The organism is Actinoplanes hulinensis, assembly GCF_019429605.1.
Taxonomy (GTDB): Bacteria; Actinomycetota; Actinomycetes; order Mycobacteriales; family Micromonosporaceae; genus Actinoplanes; species Actinoplanes campanulatus.
The window spans coordinates 1-16,273 of record NZ_JAHXZI010000002.1 but is presented as its reverse complement, the minus strand read 5'-3'; the positions used below and the strand labels follow the sequence as shown (position 1 = coordinate 16,273).

The following is a 16,273-nucleotide window of genomic DNA, read 5'->3' as shown; positions in this document are numbered from 1 at the left end:
CTCGCGCATCGCTCGTTAGAGATAGACCTTGCGCTGGTAGACGGCGTGCGCTCCGGCCACCCGATCGAGGAACAGCTTGCCCGCGCAGTGATCGATCTCGTGCTGTACGGCCCTGGCCTCGAACGCGCCGGTGGTCAGTGTGAACGGCTCGCCGGTGCCGGGCAGGACCGCCTCGACCACGATCCGCCCGGCCCGTTTCACGTCGCCGGTCAGGTCCGGCACCGACATGCAGCCCTCCCGGCCCGGCCGCCACCGGCTCGCCTCGACGATCCTCGCGTTGCAGAGCACCAACGTGCCGTGGGTGATGGCCGCCTTCGGATGCCCGGTCACGTCCACGCAGAACACCTGGGCGCTCACGCCGATCTGCGGTGCGGCCAGGCCGACACAACCGGGTGACACCCGCATCACCTCGACCAGTTCCTCCGCCAGCCGGACGACCTCCGGATCGGTCGGGTCGACCACCTCCCCGGAGGTGCTGAGCACACTCGCCGGAGCGGTGACGACCGATCTCACAGGATCTCCGTGTCGGACCGGCGCAGTGTCACGTCCACATCCAGCTCGGCGGCGGCCACGGCCAGACGCTCGGCCAGCTCGTCACCCGCCCCGGCCGGTACGTCCACCTCGGCGAGCAGCAGATAGAGCGGCCCGGTGAGCCGGGTGGTGAGGTCGGTGATGTTGCCGCCGGCGGCCGCGACCACCCGGGTCACCGCGGCCACGATGCCGAGCCGGTCGGCGCCGTGCACGCTCACCTGGTACGGCTCGCCGGCCGCCGCGCTGTCGGCCTCCGGCTCCACCCGTCGGACGGTGGCCAGCAGGCCGCCCCCGGTGACCCGCTCCAGGGCCCGCGCCGCCTCGGCCTCGGTCGGTCCGGTGCAGATCAGGGTCATCGCGAAATGGCCGCGCAGCCGGGTCATCGTCGAGTCGGTCAGGTTGGCGCCGACCTCCGCGAGAGCCTCGGAGACGTCCGCCACGATGCCGGTGCGATCCGGGCCGATGACGGTGATGGCGAGTTCGTACACCCGCCTACAGTAAACGGGATATGACTCTCGCCGACGAAGCCATCGCCTGGTACGCCGTAAACGCCCGTGATCTGCCCTGGCGGCAGCCGGACACCACCCCCTGGGGAGTCCTGGTCAGTGAGGTGATGCTGCAACAGACGCCGGTCGTCCGCGTCGAGCCCGCCTGGCGCTCCTGGATGACCCGCTGGCCCACCCCGGCCGCGCTCGCCGAGGACCCGCCGTCGGAGGCGATCCGGATGTGGGGGCGGCTCGGCTATCCGCGCCGGGCCATGCGGCTGCACGCGTGCGCCGTGGCGATCGTCGAGCGGCACGGCGGCGCCGTCCCGTCCGCGCTCGATCAACTGCTCGCGCTGCCGGGGGTCGGGACCTACACCGGGCGGGCGGTGGCGACGTTCGCGTACGGCCAGCGGCACCCCGTGGTCGACACCAACGTACGGCGGGTCGTCTGCCGCGCGGTCGAGGGCAAGCCGGACGCCGGGCCCGCCACGACGGCCGCCGACCTGACCGCCATGGAGGAGCTGCTCCCCGAGGACGAGGCGCGGGCCGCGAAGGCCAGCATCGCCTTCATGGAGCTGGGCGCGATCGTCTGCACGGCCCGGGCGCCGAGGTGCGTGGACTGCCCGTTCCACGACGTCTGCGCGTGGCGGCTGCGCGGCGAGCCGCTGCCGGAGGGCCCGAGTCGCAAACCGCAGCGGTACGCGGGGACCGATCGCCAGGTGCGCGGCCTGCTCCTGGAGGTGCTGCGGCACGCCACCGGCCCGGTGCCGCGGCAGCGTCTCGACATGGTGTGGCAGGACGAGGTGCAGCGGGCCCGGGCGCTCGCCGGCCTGGTCGAGGACGGGCTGGTCGAGCGGCTGGGACCGCAGGATTTCGTGCTCGCCGGGGACGCCGCGACGCTTTCCTGAACGCGGAACGGCCCGGCCGAAAGTGGCCGGGCCGTCCCTTTGTGGCTCTTACTCCTCGGTGGTGGTCGCCGTGTCGAGGTCGGCCGGCACCGCGTCGGGCACCGTCACGCCCTTCTCGGCGCCGCGGAAGACCAGCTTGGACTTCTCCACCTTGGCCGGGTCGCCCTCGCAGTCCACGACGACGATCTGGCCGGGGCGCAGCTCGTTGAAGAGGATCTGCTCGGACAGCGTGTCCTCCAGCTCGCGCTGGATGGTCCGGCGCAGCGGACGGGCGCCGAGCACCGGGTCGAAGCCCTTGGCCGCCAGATACTTCTTGGCGTCGTCGGTCAGCTCCAGACCCATGTCCTTGTTCCTGAGCTGGCCCTCGATCCGCGCCGTGAAGATGTCGACGATCTGGAGGATCTCTTTCTCCCGCAGCTGGTGGAAGACGATCGTGTCATCGATACGGTTCAGGAACTCCGGGCGGAAGTGCTGCTTCAGCTCGTCGTTGACCTTGATCTTCATCCGCTCGTACGACGACTCCTCGGCCTCCGACGCCTGGAAGCCCAGCGACACCGCCTTCGCCACATCCCGCGTGCCGAGGTTGGTGGTCAGGATGATGACCGTGTTCTTGAAGTCCACGATCCGGCCCTGACCATCGGTCAGCCGACCGTCCTCCAGGATCTGCAGAAGCGTGTTGAACACATCCGGGTGCGCCTTCTCGATCTCGTCGAACAGCACCACCGAGAACGGCTTACGCCGCACCTTCTCGGTCAGCTGACCACCCTCGTCGTAACCCACGTAACCGGGAGGCGCACCGACGAGGCGGGACACCGTGTACCGGTCGTGGAACTCGGACATGTCCAGCTGGATCAGCGCGTCCTCGGAACCGAACAGGAACTCCGCCAGCGCCTTGGACAGCTCCGTCTTACCGACACCGGACGGGCCCGCGAAGATGAACGAGCCGGAGGGCCGCTTCGGGTCCTTGAGGCCGGCCCGCGTGCGCCGGATCGCCTTGGAGACGGCCTGCACCGCGTCCTCCTGGCCGATGACGCGCTTGTGCAGCTCGTCCTCCATGCGCAGCAGGCGGGAGGTCTCCTCCTCGGTGAGCTTGTAGACCGGGATGCCGGTCCAGTTGCCCAGCACCTCGGCGATCTGCTCGTCGTCGACCTCGGACACCACGTCCAGGTCGCCGGCCTTCCACTCCTTCTCCCGCTGCGCCTTCTGACCGAGGAGGGTCTTCTCCTTGTCACGCAGCTGGGCGGCGCGCTCGAAGTCCTGCGCGTCGATCGCGGACTCCTTGTCGCGGCGCACCTGGGCGATGCGCTCGTCGAAGTCGCGGAGGTCCGGCGGCGCGGTCATCCGGCGGATGCGCATCCGGGCGCCGGCCTCGTCGATCAGGTCGATCGCCTTGTCCGGCAGGAACCGGTCCGAGATGTACCGGTCGGCCAGCGTCGCGGCCGCGACCAGGGCGGCGTCGGTGATGCTGATCCGGTGGTGCGCCTCGTAGCGGTCGCGGAGACCCTTGAGGATCTCGATGGTGTGCGCCAGCGACGGCTCGCCGACCTGGATGGGCTGGAAGCGGCGCTCGAGAGCGGCGTCCTTCTCCAGGTGCTTGCGGTACTCGTCGAGGGTGGTGGCGCCGATGGTCTGGAGCTCACCGCGGGCGAGCATCGGCTTGAGGATGCTGGCCGCGTCGATCGCGCCCTCGGCGGCGCCGGCGCCGACCAGCGTGTGGATCTCGTCGATGAACAGGATGATGTCGCCGCGGGTGCGGATCTCCTTGAGCACCTTCTTGAGGCGCTCCTCGAAGTCACCGCGGTAGCGGGAGCCGGCGACGAGCGCGCCCAGGTCCAGTGTGTACAGCTGCTTGTCCTTCAGCGTCTCGGGCACCTCGCCCTTGACGATGGACTGGGACAGGCCCTCCACCACGGCGGTCTTGCCCACACCGGGCTCGCCGATCAGGACCGGGTTGTTCTTGGTGCGCCGGGACAGCACCTGCATGACCCGCTCGATTTCCTTCTCCCGGCCGATGACCGGGTCGAGCTTGCCCTCCCGGGCGGCCTGGGTCAGGTTGCGGCCGAACTGGTCCAGCACGAGCGACGTGGACGGCGCGGCCTCTCCGGTCGCGGTGCCCGCGGCGGCCGGCTCCTTGCCCTGGTAGCCGGAGAGCAGCTGGATCACCTGCTGGCGGACCCGGTTGAGGTCGGCGCCGAGCTTGACCAGCACCTGGGCGGCGACGCCCTCACCCTCACGGATCAGGCCGAGCAGGATGTGCTCGGTGCCGATGTAGTTGTGGCCGAGCTGCAAGGCCTCCCGGAGCGAGAGCTCCAGGACCTTCTTCGCCCGCGGCGTGAACGGGATGTGCCCACTCGGCGCCTGCTGCCCCTGGCCGATGATTTCCTCGACCTGCTGGCGGACCCCTTCCAGGGAGATGCCCAGGCTCTCCAGAGCCTTGGCGGCGACGCCCTCACCCTCGTGGATCAGGCCGAGCAGGATGTGCTCCGTGCCGATGTAGTTGTGGTTGAGCATCCGGGCCTCTTCTTGGGCCAGGACGACAACCCGTCGCGCTCGGTCGGTGAACCGCTCGAACATGCCCTCGTGCTCCTCACGTGCCGTGCGCCCATGAACTGGCGGGGCCAGCGCACGGGCATCGGTGATGCCCGTGCTGTAACTCTATCGCCGCTGACGGTCTCCGCCGGGCCTCCACAGCCCCTCGGAGCGATCCGCAACGTTGATTTAGCCAACTTCGCACGCTCAGCGGCTGTTCCCCCACCCGAACGTGTACGCGTACAGCGAAATCCTGCCGATCCACAGCCTGTGGACAACCCTGTCCACTCCTGTGGATAACCGTAGTGAGGTTGTGGGCGGCCCGACGGGCAAAACACGGAGAGGGCGCGCCGACCATGTGGTCGGGGCGCCCTCTCCGGGGTGGAACCGTGATCAGGCCCGGCCGGGGCCCTTCTGGTGGAACTCGTCGACGATCTCCTGCGGGATGCGGCCGCGGTCGGAGATGTCCTTGCCCGACTTCTTGGCCCACTCGCGGATCGCCTTGTTCTGCTCGCGGTCGGCGGTCGCCCCGCCACGGCCACGCGCGGCGCGACCACCCACCACGACGCCGCCCCGGGCCACCTTCGTCCCGGCCTTCACGTAGGGCTCGAAGACCTCCCGCAATTTCGCGGCGTTCTTCTCCGAGAGGTCGATCTCGTACTGAATGCCGTCGAGCGCAAACTTCACGGTCTCGTCGGCGTCAACACCGTCGATGTCATCGACCAGCTTGTGAATGATCTGCTTGGCCACGCGCGGTTATCCTCCCGAACACAGGTTCTCTCCCCAGCAATGGGAGAACAATAACGCCAGGAGCGCATGACCCGTCAATGGCGGGTGGGTAATTGTTACTCCGGGCGGACCAACGGGAAGAGGATCGTTTCCCGAATGCCCAGGCCGGTGAGCGCCATCAACAGCCGGTCGATTCCCATTCCCATGCCACCGGACGGCGGCATTCCGTACTCCATGGCCCGCAGGAAATCCTCGTCCAGCTGCATCGCCTCGGGGTCGCCACCGGCGGCGAGCAGCGACTGCGCGTGGAAGCGCTCGCGCTGGACGACCGGGTCCACCAACTCGGAATAGGCGGTCGCGAGTTCGAATCCGCTGACGTACAGGTCCCACTTCTCGGTCAGGCCCGGGGTGGTGCGGTGGCCGGCGGTCAGCGGGGCGGTCTCCTCCGGGAAGTCCCGGACGAAGGTCGGCGCCTGGAGGCTGTCCGTCACGAGATGCTCGAACAACTCCTCGGCGAGCTTGCCGGGGCCCCACTTCGGATCGGCCGAGAGCTGGACCTTCTCCGCGTACCGCTGCAACTGGGCCAGGTCGGTCCCGATCGTGACCTCCTCGCCGAGAGCCTCGGAGATCGCGCCGAAAAGCGTGATCTGGGCCCACTCGCCGCCCAGGTCGACCTCGGTGCCGTCCTGGTGGGTCACCACGTGCGATCCGGACACCGCGACCGCGGCCTCCTGAATCCACTCACGCGCCTGCGCCTGCATCACGTTGTAGTCGGCATAGGCCTGATAGGCCTCCAGCATGGCGAACTCCGGAGAGTGCGTGGAGTCCATGCCCTCATTCCTGAAGTTCCGGTTGATCTCGAAGACCCGGTCGATGCCGCCGACCACCGCACGCTTCAAAAACAGTTCCGGGGCGATCCGAAGATAAAGATCGGTGTCCAGTGCGTTGCTGTGCGTCACAAACGGGCGTGCCGCGGCGCCGCCGTGCAGCAACTGGAGCATCGGAGTTTCCACCTCGAGGAAATTCCGGCGGAACAGAGACTCACGCAGGCTGCGGACCACGGTGGCCCGGGTACGCACGACATCGCGGGCCTGCGGGCGCACGATGAGATCGACATAACGCTGCCGGACCCGGGTCTCCTCGGAAAGCGGCTTGTGCGCGACCGGAAGGGGCCGAAGAGCCTTCGCGCTCATCGACCAGGAATCGGCGAGAACGGAGAGCTCGCCCCGCCGGCTGGTGATCACCTCGCCGGTGACCGCGACCAGGTCGCCGAGGTCGACCACGCCCTTCCAGTCGGCGAGGGACTTCTCCCCCACCTTGTCGAGCGAGAACATCGCCTGGATCTCCGTGCCGTCCCCGGCGCGCAGCGTGGCGAAGCAGAGCTTGCCGCCGGTCCGCACGAAGATCACCCGGCCGGTGATCGACACCGTGTCGCCGGAGGCGGTGTCGGTGGGCAGGTCCGCGTAACGCGCGCGGATCTCGGCGATCTCGGCGGTCCGCGGGACTTCGACCGGGTAGGGCGGCACGCCCTCGGCGAGCAACCGGTCCCGCTTCGACCGGCGGACCCGCATCTGCTCGGGAAGGTCCTCGGCGGGGTCGATCGCTGGCGTGTTCTGCTCGGTCACGGCAAGACTTCCTGTGTAGGTCTGTGCTGGGCCCTGAAAGCCTACTCAGCGGGGATCAGACGTTCCGCTCATATACCATCCGCAGCCCGATCAGCGTGATCATCGGCTCGTGCGCGGTGATCGTGCGGCATTCGTCCTTCACCAGCCAGGCCAGGCCGCCGGTGGCGATGACCGCGCGGACCGGGCCGATCTCCTCGATCATCCGCTCGACGATCCGGTCCACCTGGCCGGCGAAGCCGAAGTAGAGCCCGGCCTGGAGGCACTCCACGGTGTTCTTGCCGATCACCGAGCGCGGCTTGGTCGGCTCCACCTTGCGCAGCTGGGCGGCGCGGGCCGCGAGCGCGTCGAAGGAGATCTCGATGCCCGGCGCGAAGGCGCCGCCGAGGAACTCGCCCTTCGCGCTGATCAGGTCGAAGTTGGTGGTGGTGCCGAAGTCCACCACGATCGACGGTCCGCCGTAGAGGGCGTGCGCGGCCAGGGTGTTGACGACCCGGTCGGCGCCGACCTCCTTGGGGTTGTCGATGGCCAGCTGCACCCCGGTCTTCACACCCGGCTCGACGATCACACTGGGCACGTCGCCGTAGTACCGCTTCAGCATGGTGCGCAGATTGCGCAGCGCGGCCGGCACGGTCGAGCAGGCGGCCACCCCGGTGATCTCGACGGCGTCGCCGGCGAGCAGGCCCCGGAACATCAGGCCCAGCTCGTCGGCGGTCGAGGCGGCATCGGTCTTGATCCGCCAGTTGTGCACCAGCTTGTCGCCGTCGAAGGTCGCCAGCACGGTGTTGGTGTTGCCGATGTCAATGCAGAGCAGCACGCCAGGCCCCTAAAGAATCAAAATCAAGACCCCTATTTTGTACGCGCAGCGACTCGCGCCGGCGTCAACGGGGACGGAGGTCCAGTGCGATGTCGAGAATCGGCGACGAGTGGGTCAGGCCGCCCACCGACAGATAGTCCACCCCGGTGGCGGCGTAGGCGGCCGCGGTGGCCAGCGTCAGGTTGCCGGTCGCCTCCAGTTCCACCCGGTCCCCGACCGCGCCGACCACCTCGGTGAGCAGCTCGGGCGTCATGTTGTCGCAGAGCAGGAAGTCGGCGCCGGCCGCGACCGCCTCCTCCGCCTCGGCCAGGGTGGTCACCTCGACCTGCACCGCCACGTCCGGGAAGGTGGCGCGGACCAGCTCGTACGCCGCCGTGATGCTGCCCGCCGCGAGCTTGTGGTTGTCCTTGATCATGGCGACGTCGTACAGGCCCATGCGCTTGTTGGTGCCACCGCCGGCCCGGACCGCGTACTTCTCCAGCACCCGCAGGCCCGGGGTGGTCTTGCGGGTGTCGAGCACCGTGGCCTTGGTGCCCGCCAGCTGATCCGCCCACTTCCGGGTGTGGGTGGCGACACCGGACATCCGGCACAGCAGGTTGAGGGCGGTGCGCTCGGCGGTCAGCAGCGCCCGGGTGGGGCCGGTGACCACGGCGAGCACGTCGCCGCGCCGGACCCGGTCGCCGTCGGACGCGACCGCCTCGAAGGTGGCCGCTCCGGCCGACGTGACGGCGAAGACCTCGGCCGCCACGAGCAGGCCGGCCACCACACCGTCGGCGCGGGCCACCAGCTCGGCGGTGTCGGTCTGGGCGGCCGGGATGGTGGCCTCGCTGGTGACGTCCCGGGCCGGGGTGCCGAGGTCCTCGGCCAGGGCGTTGAGGACGATCCGCTCGACCTCCACAAGATCCAGACTGGGGTCGATCACGCCATCTCCTCGAAGGTCTGGGCAACAACGCCGTCGGGGGCGACGGCGTCGAGCAGGTGGCCGCGCCATTCGTCGGCGGCGGCCGGGTGGTCCTCGCGCCAGTGGCAGCCGCGGGTCTCCCGGCGGGTGCGGGCCGACGCCACCAGCGCGGTGGCGACGGTGAGCAGGTTGGTGACCTCCCAAGCCGCGGTGTTCGGCCGGGACCGCTGCTCGGCGAGGCGGGTCAGCTCCTTGGCCGCGGTGGCCAGCGAGTCGGCGGAGCGCAGCACCCCGGCCCCGCGGGTCATGGCGCGCTGCAGCTCGGCGCGGATCGCCGGGTCGGCGACCCAGGCCGGGCCGGACGTCGGGGCCCGGACCGGCTCGGCCTGCGGGGGCAGCTCCCGGCCGATGTCGTCGGCGATCCGGCGGGCGAAGACCAGGCCCTCCAGCAGCGAGTTGCTGGCCAGGCGGTTGGCGCCGTGCACGCCGGTGCAGGCCACCTCGCCGCACGCGTACAGCCCGTCGATGCTGGTCCGGCCATGCAGGTCGGTGCGCACGCCGCCGGAGGCATAGTGGGCCGCCGGGGCGACCGGGATCAGGTCGGTGGCCGGGTCGACGCCGGCGCCCCGGGTGGACGCCATGATCGTCGGGAAGCGGCCCTCCAGGAACTCCTTGCCGAGGTGGCGGGCGTCCAGGTAGACGTGGTCGGCGCCGGTGGCCCGCAGCACCCGGTAGATGCCCTTGGCGACCACGTCGCGGGGCGCCAGCTCGGCCAGCTCGTGCTGCCCGACCATGAACCGCTCACCGGACTCGTCGACCAGGTGGGCGCCCTCACCGCGCAGCGCCTCGGAGATCAGCGGCCGCTGCACCGAGTCGGTGTGTGACGTCACGAACGACGTGGGGTGGAACTGCACGAACTCGACGTCGGTGACCGCGGCGCCGGCCCGCAGCGCGAGCGCCACGCCGTCGCCGGTGGAGACCGACGGGTTCGTGGTGGACGAGAAGATCTGCCCCATCCCGCCGGTGGCCAGCACCACGGCCCGGGCCAGCACCGCGCCGACGCCGTCCTCGGTGCCCTCGCCGAGCACGTGCAGGGTGATCCCGCAGGCCCGGCCGTCGGCCGAGCGCATCAGGTCGAGCACGAGCGCGTGCTCCACCAGGCGGATCCACGGGTCGCGGCGGACCGCGGCGTGCAGGGCGCGCTGCACCTCGGCGCCGGTCGCGTCGCCGCCGGCGTGCACGATCCGGTCGGCGCGGTGACCGCCCTCGCGGGTCAGCATGAGCGAGCCGTCCGGGTTCCGGTCGAACTCGGCGCCCCGGCGGATCAGCTCCCGGATCCGGGCCGGCCCCTCCTCCACCAGCACCCGGACCGCCGCCGGGTCGCAGAGCCCGACCCCGGCGATCTCCGTGTCGTACGCGTGCGCCTGCGGCGTGTCCAGCGGATCGAGCACGGCCGCGATCCCGCCCTGCGCCCACCGGGTGGAGCCGTCGTCGATGTTGACCTTGGTGACGACGGTGACGTGCAGACCCTGCTCACGCAGGTAGAGGGCCGCGGTCAACCCGGCGATACCGGAGCCGACCACGACGACGTCGGTGGTCTCGGTCCAGCCGGGCTCGGCGGCCGCGAGCCGGCGGGGCAGCGCCGGAAGATCGGCGAGAGGTGACATGTGTTTCAGTACACTCCGCCCCCACGAACCGGTCGAGCCGGGGGCACCCGCAGTGGTCATGGTTACTTGTACTGGACCGGGAGGGCCTTCGTCCCCTTGCCCTTGAGCGAGGTGGTCAGATCGGACCCCTCCAGCCACAGATAGCAGCGGACCCCGTGGTCACCCTGCGCCCACACGTCGGCGTTGCCGGGCAGCGACACCACCCCGGTCCGGTACTGCAGGTTGGCGTCGACCGGCACCCCCACGTACTCCGCGGCCACCTCGCGGCAGCCGTCGTGGAACTTCTCCCAGGCGGCGTCATCCTTGGGGTACGCGGTCCCGGCCGGGGCGGTCCAGATCCCGGCGAACTCGGCGTTGTGCGTGTCCGTGCACTTCTTGGACGGCATGCTGCTGATCGCCCCGGCGTCGTCCAGCTTGATGGCGTAGCAGGCGAGCAGCAGATCGGAGGTCTTGGAGTCGAGTGCGCCACGGAGGCTGCCGGACCGCCGGGCCAGGGCGCCGTCGTTCTCGATCGAGTCGAGTTCCACCAGCTCGCAGCGGAACCAGCGGGCGCCGCCCTTCCACGCGGCGGGCGAGGGGTGGGTGACGCCGATCCAGAGCCGGGCGTCGCGCCAGGGGCCACCGACGTACGCGGAGGTCTTCTGGTCGCATTCCTTGTAGGCCGCCTGTGCTTCGGCCGACGTGCCGGCCGGTGGCTGGGCGGCGTCCGCGGCGGACTCGGGGTACTCGCCGACGTGCACGGTCTCGGTGCGGTGCTCGACGGCGCAGTCGACCTCTTCGTAGGTGGAGCGCGGCCCGGAGACGGCGAAGTTGGAGAGATGGCACGTCTCGGCGGCCGGCACGAACCCGGTGGCCGGGGCCATCGCGCCCCAGTCGTTGGTCAGATCGCCGTCGATGTCCCGGCCCGCGCCGCAGCCGGCCACACAGAGCAGGGCGGCGATTCCTGAGACACACAGGCGGAATCGCATGACCCCGTGCCTCCCGAGCAGCTCGGTGACATTATCCGATTTGCCGACTATATGGGCATCGGTGCCGCTCGGGAGGAAGGATCGGGAAAGAGCTATCCCACGGCCAGGGTGAGGTCGCCGCGCACCAGGTCACCGACCATTCCGGGGACCGCCTCGGCCGGGTCCGCGCCCAGCTCGACAATCCTGTTGTCGGCGTCCACGTGCACGACCCGCGGCTGGTAGGCGCGCGCCTCGGCGTCGTCCATCTGCCCGTACGAGATCAGGATGACCAGGTCGCCCGGATGCACCAGATGCGCGGCGGCCCCGTTGATGCCGATCACGCCGCTGCCCCGCTCGCCGGGGATCACGTACGTCTCCAGGCGCGCCCCGTTGGTCACGTCGACGATCGCCACCTGCTCACCAGGGATCAGGTCGGCCGCCTCGAGCAGGTCGAGGTCGACGGTGACCGAGCCGACGTAGTGCAGGTCGGCCTGCGTCACGGTGGCTCGGTGGATCTTCGACTTCAGCATGGTCCGAAGCATCAGGCGTTCTTCTCCAGGGTCAACGGGACGTTGTCGATGAGCCGGGTGGTGCCGACCCGGGCCGCCACCAGCAGGCGGGCCGGGCCCTCCTCCGGGACCGGACCGAGATCCGGGCCGGTCAGTTCCAGGTAGTCCACGCGTACCCCCGGCTCGTCCGCCAAGATCTTGCGGGCGACGGCCAGGACCGACGCGGGGTCGCGCCGCGCGGCGCCCTCACGCAGAGCGCGGGACAGGGCCAGAGCGGATCGCCGCTGGTCCGGCGAGAGATACCGGTTGCGGCTGGAGAGCGCCAGGCCATCCCCTTCGCGTACGGTGGGGACGCCCACGATCTCGACGGGCAACTCCAGGTCGCGCGCCATTCGCCGGATCAGCGCAAGCTGCTGGAAGTCCTTCTCGCCGAAGTAGGCGACACCGGCCCGGGTGAGCATCAGCAGCTTCTCGACCACGGTGAGCATCCCGGAGAAGTGGCCGGGGCGGCTCGCGCCCTCCAGGATCTCGCCGAGCGGGCCCGGGTGCATGGTGATCAACGGCTGCCCGTACGGGTAGACGTCGTCCCGTCCCGGCGCGAACACCAGGTCGGCGCCCTCGGCCCGGCAGGCGGCGAAGTCCTCGTCCAGGGTGCGCGGGTATCTCTCGTAGTCCTCGTTCGGCCCGAACTGCAACGGGTTGACGAAGATCGTCGCGACCACGAACGGGGACCGCTCCCGGGCCACCCGCATCAGCCGCCGGTGCCCCTCGTGCAGGGCGCCCATGGTCATCACGACGGCGATCTCCCCCGGCGCGGCGTCCAGGGCGGCCGCCAGCTCGGCCCGGGTGTGCACCAGTTTCGTCACGCTGTGCCCCATTTCGCGCGCCCTCCCGGCCCTTGCTTCGCTGCGGTGCAGTCGGTCACGCTGTGCCCCATTTCGCGCGCCCTCCCGGCCCTTGCTTCGCTGCGGTGCAGTCGGTCACGCGTTACTCCCCACCGCGGCACGGGACAGGACGTCGAGGAGGGCGGTGGCGTCCTGCGGGCGCAGCCGGCCGGAGGCGATCGCCCGGTCGGCGGTGCGCCGGGCCATCGCCAGGTAGGCCGGGACCGCCTCGGCCGGCATCCGGTCCAGGTGCTTGCCGACCGTGCCCGCGTCGCCCCGGGAGACCGGCCCGGTCAGCGCGGCGTCACCCATCCGCAGCGCGTTCTCCAGCGCCGCGGTCAGCAGCGGGGCCAGCACCCGGCCCGGCTCGCCGACCCCGGCCGCTCGCAGCACGTCGGCCGCCTCGTTGACCAGGGTGACCAGGTGGTTCGCGCCGTGCGCCAGGGCCGCGTGGTAGACCGGGCGGGACTCCTCGGCGATCCACTCGGGCACGCCGCCCAGGTCGGCGACCAGCCGGGTGGCGAAGGCCCGGTCCGGGGCGGTCACCCCCCAGGCGATGCCGGGAAGCCGGTCCAGGTCGGTGTCCGCGCCGGTGAAGGTCATCGCGGGGTGCAGGGCCATGCCGTTCACATCGCCCAGTACGGCCAGCCCGTGAGCCCCTGAGGTGTGCGCCACCACCGGGCCCCGGTGCAGCGCCCCGGTCCGGTCGAGGCCGGCCACCACACCGGCGAGCATGTCGTCCGGGACGGCGAGCAGCAGTAGGTCGGTGGCCGCGCGGGCCACCTCGTCGGCGGGGAGGATCGCGGCATCCGGCAGCAGGCGGGCGGCCCGTTCACGGGAGGCGGCGGAGACCGCGGCGGCGGCGACCACCCGGTGGCCGGCCGCGTTCAGGGCTGCGCCGAGCACGGCGCCGACCCGGCCGGCGCCCACGACGCCGACGCTCAAAGCTCTCATCTTCGGATCCAGTCCTCTTGTACGGGGTACCGGTCGGACGGCCAGTATGCCAGGCTGGCCGGCTCCGCTTCGCTCCGCGGCAAAACGCCTTGTCACCGGTGTCGAGGCAGGCGTTTTGCGGGGGACGTCGAGTGCACCGCCGCCCCACTGAGGGTCGGTGTGCCGTTTCCACTGACAAGTCGATCGGCGGCTCTGTCCTCGGGTTGAGCCCGAGCACCCGCTCACGCCCGGATGCGGGCGCTACGGCCCGGTGTTGCAGGCGGTCGCGACCGCCCACGGCGGTACGGGTAGGCGTACGAAAGGATGGGTTTCATGGGGTTGGGGTGGCGGTCGGCCATGCAGGCGGCGCTCTATGGGAGTGGCGGGTTCTTCGTGCGGGAGAGTGAGGGACCTCGTGATCACTTCCGGACCAGCGTGCACTCGTCGCCGCTGTTCGCCGGGGCGATCGCCCGGCTGGTCGCCCGGGTGGACGAGGCGCTGGGGCATCCGGAGGCGTTCGATCTGGTGGATGTCGGGGCCGGGCGCGGGGAGTTGATCACCGCGCTGCCGGCGGCGCTGCCGGAGGATCTGGCCGGGCGGGTGCGGGCCACCGCGGTGGAGATCGCGCCGCGGCCCGCGGGGCTGGATTCCGCGGTTCGATGGCGGCAGGAGCTGCCGGAACGGATCACCGGCCTGCTGGTGGCGACGGAATGGCTGGACAACGTGCCGCTCGACGTGCTCGAGACGGACGACGACGGGCGGCTGCGGACGGTTCTCGTGGACCGGGCGACCGGCGCCGAGACGCTCGGCCCGGAAGCGGACCCGGCTGATCGTTCCTGGGCCGGCCGCTGGTGGCCGGGAGGCGGCCGGATCGAGGTGGGCCGGCCCCGCGACGAGGCGTGGGCGGAAGCGGTCAGCGCGATCGAGCGGGGTGCCGCGCTCTGCATCGACTACGGGCACGTGAAAGCGGAGCGGCCGATGTTCGGGACGCTGACCGGATTCCGGCGGGGGCGGCAGGTCCCACCGGTGCCGGACGGCGGCTGTGACGTCACGGCGCACGTGGCGATGGACGCGGTGGCCGCGGCGGCCGGTGTTCCCCATCGGATGGTCCGGCAGCGGGAGGCGCTGCGGGCGCTCGGTGTGGACGGTGCCCGGCCCTCGCTGGAGACGGCCCGGACCGATCCGGCGGGCTATCTGCGGGCGCTCTCCGCGGCGGGGGCGGCGGCCGAGTTGACCGATCCGGCCGGACTCGGCGGACACTGGTGGCTCTGGCACGGTGTCGGGCTCGGCGACCATGGCACGATGCTCTGGTGACCGAGACGCTGCGGGAGATGACCGTCGGGACCGGCTCTGGGCTCGACACCGCCGACATGGTGCTCAACATCGGGCCGCAACACCCCTCCACGCACGGCGTGCTGCGGCTGAAGCTGACCCTGGACGGCGAGCGGGTGGTCGCCTGCGAGCCGATCGTCGGCTACATGCACCGTGGCGCCGAGAAGCTGTTCGAGGTGCGCGACTACCGGCAGATCATCATGCTGGCGAACCGGCACGACTGGTTGTCCGCCTTCTCCAACGAGCTGGGCGTGGTCCTGGCCGTGGAGCGGCTGATGGGCATCGAGGTGCCGGAGCGGGCCACCTGGCTGCGGATGGCCCTCGCCGAGCTGAACCGGGTGCTCAACCACCTGATGTTCCTCGGCTCCTACCCGCTGGAGATCGGCGCGATCACGCCGATGTTCTACGCCTTCCGCGAGCGGGAGACGTTGCAGGCGGTGATGGAGGAGGTCTCCGGCGGCCGGATCCACTACATGTTCAACCGGGTCGGCGGCCTGAAGGAGGAGGTCCCGGCCGGCTGGACCAAGCGGGCCCGGCAGGCCGTCGCGGCGGTCCGCAAGCGGATGCCCGACCTCGACGGCATCATCCACCGCAACGACATCTTCATGGCCCGGACGGTCGGGGTCGGCGTGCTCAGCGCCGAGGACGCGGCCGCCTACGGCGCCTCCGGGCCGGTCGCCCGGGCGAGTGGTCTTGATTTCGACGTACGCCGGGACGAGCCCTACCTCTTCTATGAGGAGTTGCGGGTGCCGGTGGTGACCAAGACCGCCGGGGACTGCCACGCCCGCTTCGAGGTGCTGCTGGAGCAGGTGTACGTCTCCCTCGATCTGATCGACGCCTGCCTGGACCGGGTGGAGCGGATCGGCGGCCCGGTCAACGTGCGGCTGCCCAAGGTGGTGAAGGCGCCGGAGGGGCACACCTACGCGTGGACCGAGAACCCGCTCGGGGTGAACGGCTACTACCTGGTGTCGCGGGGCGAGAAGACGCCGTGGCGGCTCAAGCTGCGGACCGCCTCCTACGCCAACGTGCAGGCGCTGGCCACGCTCATCCCGGGCTGCCTGGTCCCCGACCTGATCGCCGTCCTCGGGTCGATGTTCTTCGTGGTCGGCGACATCGACAAGTAGCCGTCTACCAGCTGTCCTGGTTGCTGTAGCCGGGGTAGTTCGCGAAATCGGCGAGGGTGCCGACGTTGGTGTCGTTCGCGGACGGGCGGTGGCGGCGGGCCTTGTAGTCGGCGGTCGGCTCCTCGTAGCCGTTGGCTCCGGCGTAGCCGTCGGCGGCGCCGAAGTCGTCGTCCGGGGCCTCGGGGCGGCCGTACTGCGGACCGGGCCGGACCGCGGCGGCGGCTCGGGCGGCCGGGGGCGCCATCATGCCGTTCGGGCCGGGTGGAACGACCGCGGCGGCGGCTCGGGGCCGTTGCGGCGGCGCGACCGCGGCGGCGGCGACCGGCGCGGTGCCGGGCATCGGGACGGCGGCCGC

General features: G+C 70.9%; 15 protein-coding genes and 1 pseudogene. 3 read left to right on the top strand and 13 right to left on the bottom strand.

The window, feature by feature from the left end; translation table 11 throughout:
- Positions 1 to 15: 15 nt before the first annotated feature.
- Both KZ829_RS03720 and KZ829_RS03715 read right to left on the bottom strand, forming a co-directional pair.
- The gene (locus tag KZ829_RS03720; protein WP_220142449.1) at positions 16 to 513 is read right to left on the bottom strand and encodes a peptide deformylase; all 498 of its coding nucleotides are present in this window, start codon (positions 511 to 513) and stop codon (positions 16 to 18) included.
- Positions 510 to 1,019, bottom strand: coding sequence for a glycine cleavage system transcriptional repressor (locus KZ829_RS03715; protein ID WP_183222378.1), 510 nt, complete (start codon positions 1,017 to 1,019; stop codon positions 510 to 512). Before KZ829_RS03715 ends, KZ829_RS03720 begins: the two co-directional genes overlap by 4 nt.
- Positions 1,020 to 1,039: 20 nt before the next feature.
- Here KZ829_RS03715 and KZ829_RS03710 point away from each other — a divergent pair, with 20 nt between their 5' ends.
- Positions 1,040 to 1,924 (top strand): HhH-GPD family protein, encoded by an 885-nt coding sequence (locus KZ829_RS03710; RefSeq protein ID WP_220142448.1) that lies wholly within the window; start codon positions 1,040 to 1,042, stop codon positions 1,922 to 1,924.
- A gap of 48 nt (positions 1,925 to 1,972) precedes the next feature.
- Here the strand turns inward: KZ829_RS03710 and KZ829_RS03705 are convergent, their stop codons facing one another.
- The 10 genes from KZ829_RS03705 to KZ829_RS03660 all read right to left on the bottom strand — a co-directional run bounded on the left by KZ829_RS03705 (position 1,973) and on the right by KZ829_RS03660 (position 13,483).
- A complete protein-coding gene (locus tag KZ829_RS03705) occupies positions 1,973 to 4,498 on the bottom strand; it encodes an ATP-dependent Clp protease ATP-binding subunit (RefSeq protein WP_220142447.1) in 2,526 nt (841 codons plus the stop codon).
- Between the two features lie 348 nt (positions 4,499 to 4,846).
- Positions 4,847 to 5,203, bottom strand: coding sequence for a histone-like nucleoid-structuring protein Lsr2 (locus tag KZ829_RS03700; protein WP_183224411.1), 357 nt, complete (start codon positions 5,201 to 5,203; stop codon positions 4,847 to 4,849).
- 95 nt (positions 5,204 to 5,298) lie between these two features.
- The gene (gene lysS / locus KZ829_RS03695; RefSeq protein ID WP_220142446.1) at positions 5,299 to 6,807 is read right to left on the bottom strand and encodes a lysine--tRNA ligase; all 1,509 of its coding nucleotides are present in this window, start codon (positions 6,805 to 6,807) and stop codon (positions 5,299 to 5,301) included.
- Between the two features lie 55 nt (positions 6,808 to 6,862).
- A complete protein-coding gene (locus KZ829_RS03690) occupies positions 6,863 to 7,621 on the bottom strand; it encodes a type III pantothenate kinase (protein ID WP_183224407.1) in 759 nt (252 codons plus the stop codon).
- Between the two features lie 64 nt (positions 7,622 to 7,685).
- A complete protein-coding gene (gene nadC, locus KZ829_RS03685) occupies positions 7,686 to 8,543 on the bottom strand; it encodes a carboxylating nicotinate-nucleotide diphosphorylase (RefSeq protein ID WP_308285321.1) in 858 nt (285 codons plus the stop codon).
- Entirely contained in the window at positions 8,540 to 10,189 is a 1,650-nt protein-coding gene (locus KZ829_RS03680) for an L-aspartate oxidase (protein WP_220142444.1), read from the bottom strand. Before KZ829_RS03680 ends, nadC begins: the two co-directional genes overlap by 4 nt.
- A 62-nt stretch (positions 10,190 to 10,251) precedes the next feature.
- Positions 10,252 to 11,157 (bottom strand): septum formation family protein, encoded by a 906-nt coding sequence (locus KZ829_RS03675; protein ID WP_220142443.1) that lies wholly within the window; start codon positions 11,155 to 11,157, stop codon positions 10,252 to 10,254.
- Positions 11,158 to 11,249: 92 nt separating this feature from the next.
- Positions 11,250 to 11,678, bottom strand: a complete 429-nt coding sequence (gene panD, locus KZ829_RS03670) for an aspartate 1-decarboxylase (protein ID WP_183224399.1) — start codon at positions 11,676 to 11,678, stop codon at positions 11,250 to 11,252.
- Entirely contained in the window at positions 11,678 to 12,511 is an 834-nt protein-coding gene (panC, locus tag KZ829_RS03665; protein WP_220142442.1) for a pantoate--beta-alanine ligase, read from the bottom strand. The genes panD and panC overlap by 1 nt, the downstream gene beginning before the upstream one ends.
- 114 nt (positions 12,512 to 12,625) lie before the next feature.
- Complete coding sequence (locus KZ829_RS03660; RefSeq protein ID WP_220142441.1) at positions 12,626 to 13,483, bottom strand: Rossmann-like and DUF2520 domain-containing protein; 858 nt, start codon at positions 13,481 to 13,483, stop codon at positions 12,626 to 12,628.
- Between the two features lie 312 nt (positions 13,484 to 13,795).
- Here KZ829_RS03660 and KZ829_RS03655 point away from each other — a divergent pair, with 312 nt between their 5' ends.
- Together KZ829_RS03655 and KZ829_RS03650 are read left to right on the top strand one after the other, a co-directional pair.
- A complete protein-coding gene (locus KZ829_RS03655; RefSeq protein WP_220142440.1) occupies positions 13,796 to 14,776 on the top strand; it encodes an SAM-dependent methyltransferase in 981 nt (326 codons plus the stop codon).
- 17 nt (positions 14,777 to 14,793) lie between these two features.
- Positions 14,794 to 15,918: an NADH-quinone oxidoreductase subunit D gene (locus KZ829_RS03650; RefSeq protein ID WP_372453840.1), complete on the top strand. Its 1,125-nt coding sequence runs from the start codon at positions 14,794 to 14,796 to the stop codon at positions 15,916 to 15,918.
- Between the two features lie 4 nt (positions 15,919 to 15,922).
- Here the strand turns inward: KZ829_RS03650 and KZ829_RS03645 are convergent.
- Positions 15,923 to 16,273, bottom strand: a pseudogene (locus KZ829_RS03645) (hypothetical protein); the annotation flags it as partial.

What these genes read in the sequence shown, in the direction of transcription:
- KZ829_RS03710 (WP_220142448.1), top strand. Translation starts at nt 1,040, where the DNA reads ATGACTCTCGCCGACGAAGCCATCGCCTGGTACGCCGTAAACGCCCGT.
- KZ829_RS03705 (WP_220142447.1), bottom strand. Translation starts at nt 4,498, where the DNA reads ATGTTCGAGCGGTTCACCGACCGAGCGCGACGGGTTGTCGTCCTGGCC.
- KZ829_RS03680 (WP_220142444.1), bottom strand. Translation starts at nt 10,189, where the DNA reads ATGTCACCTCTCGCCGATCTTCCGGCGCTGCCCCGCCGGCTCGCGGCC.
- KZ829_RS03675 (WP_220142443.1), bottom strand. Translation starts at nt 11,157, where the DNA reads ATGCGATTCCGCCTGTGTGTCTCAGGAATCGCCGCCCTGCTCTGTGTG.
- panD (WP_183224399.1), bottom strand. Translation starts at nt 11,678, where the DNA reads ATGCTTCGGACCATGCTGAAGTCGAAGATCCACCGAGCCACCGTGACG.
- KZ829_RS03660 (WP_220142441.1), bottom strand. Translation starts at nt 13,483, where the DNA reads ATGAGAGCTTTGAGCGTCGGCGTCGTGGGCGCCGGCCGGGTCGGCGCC.
- KZ829_RS03655 (WP_220142440.1), top strand. Translation starts at nt 13,796, where the DNA reads ATGGGGTTGGGGTGGCGGTCGGCCATGCAGGCGGCGCTCTATGGGAGT.
- KZ829_RS03650 (WP_372453840.1), top strand. Translation starts at nt 14,794, where the DNA reads ATGACCGTCGGGACCGGCTCTGGGCTCGACACCGCCGACATGGTGCTC.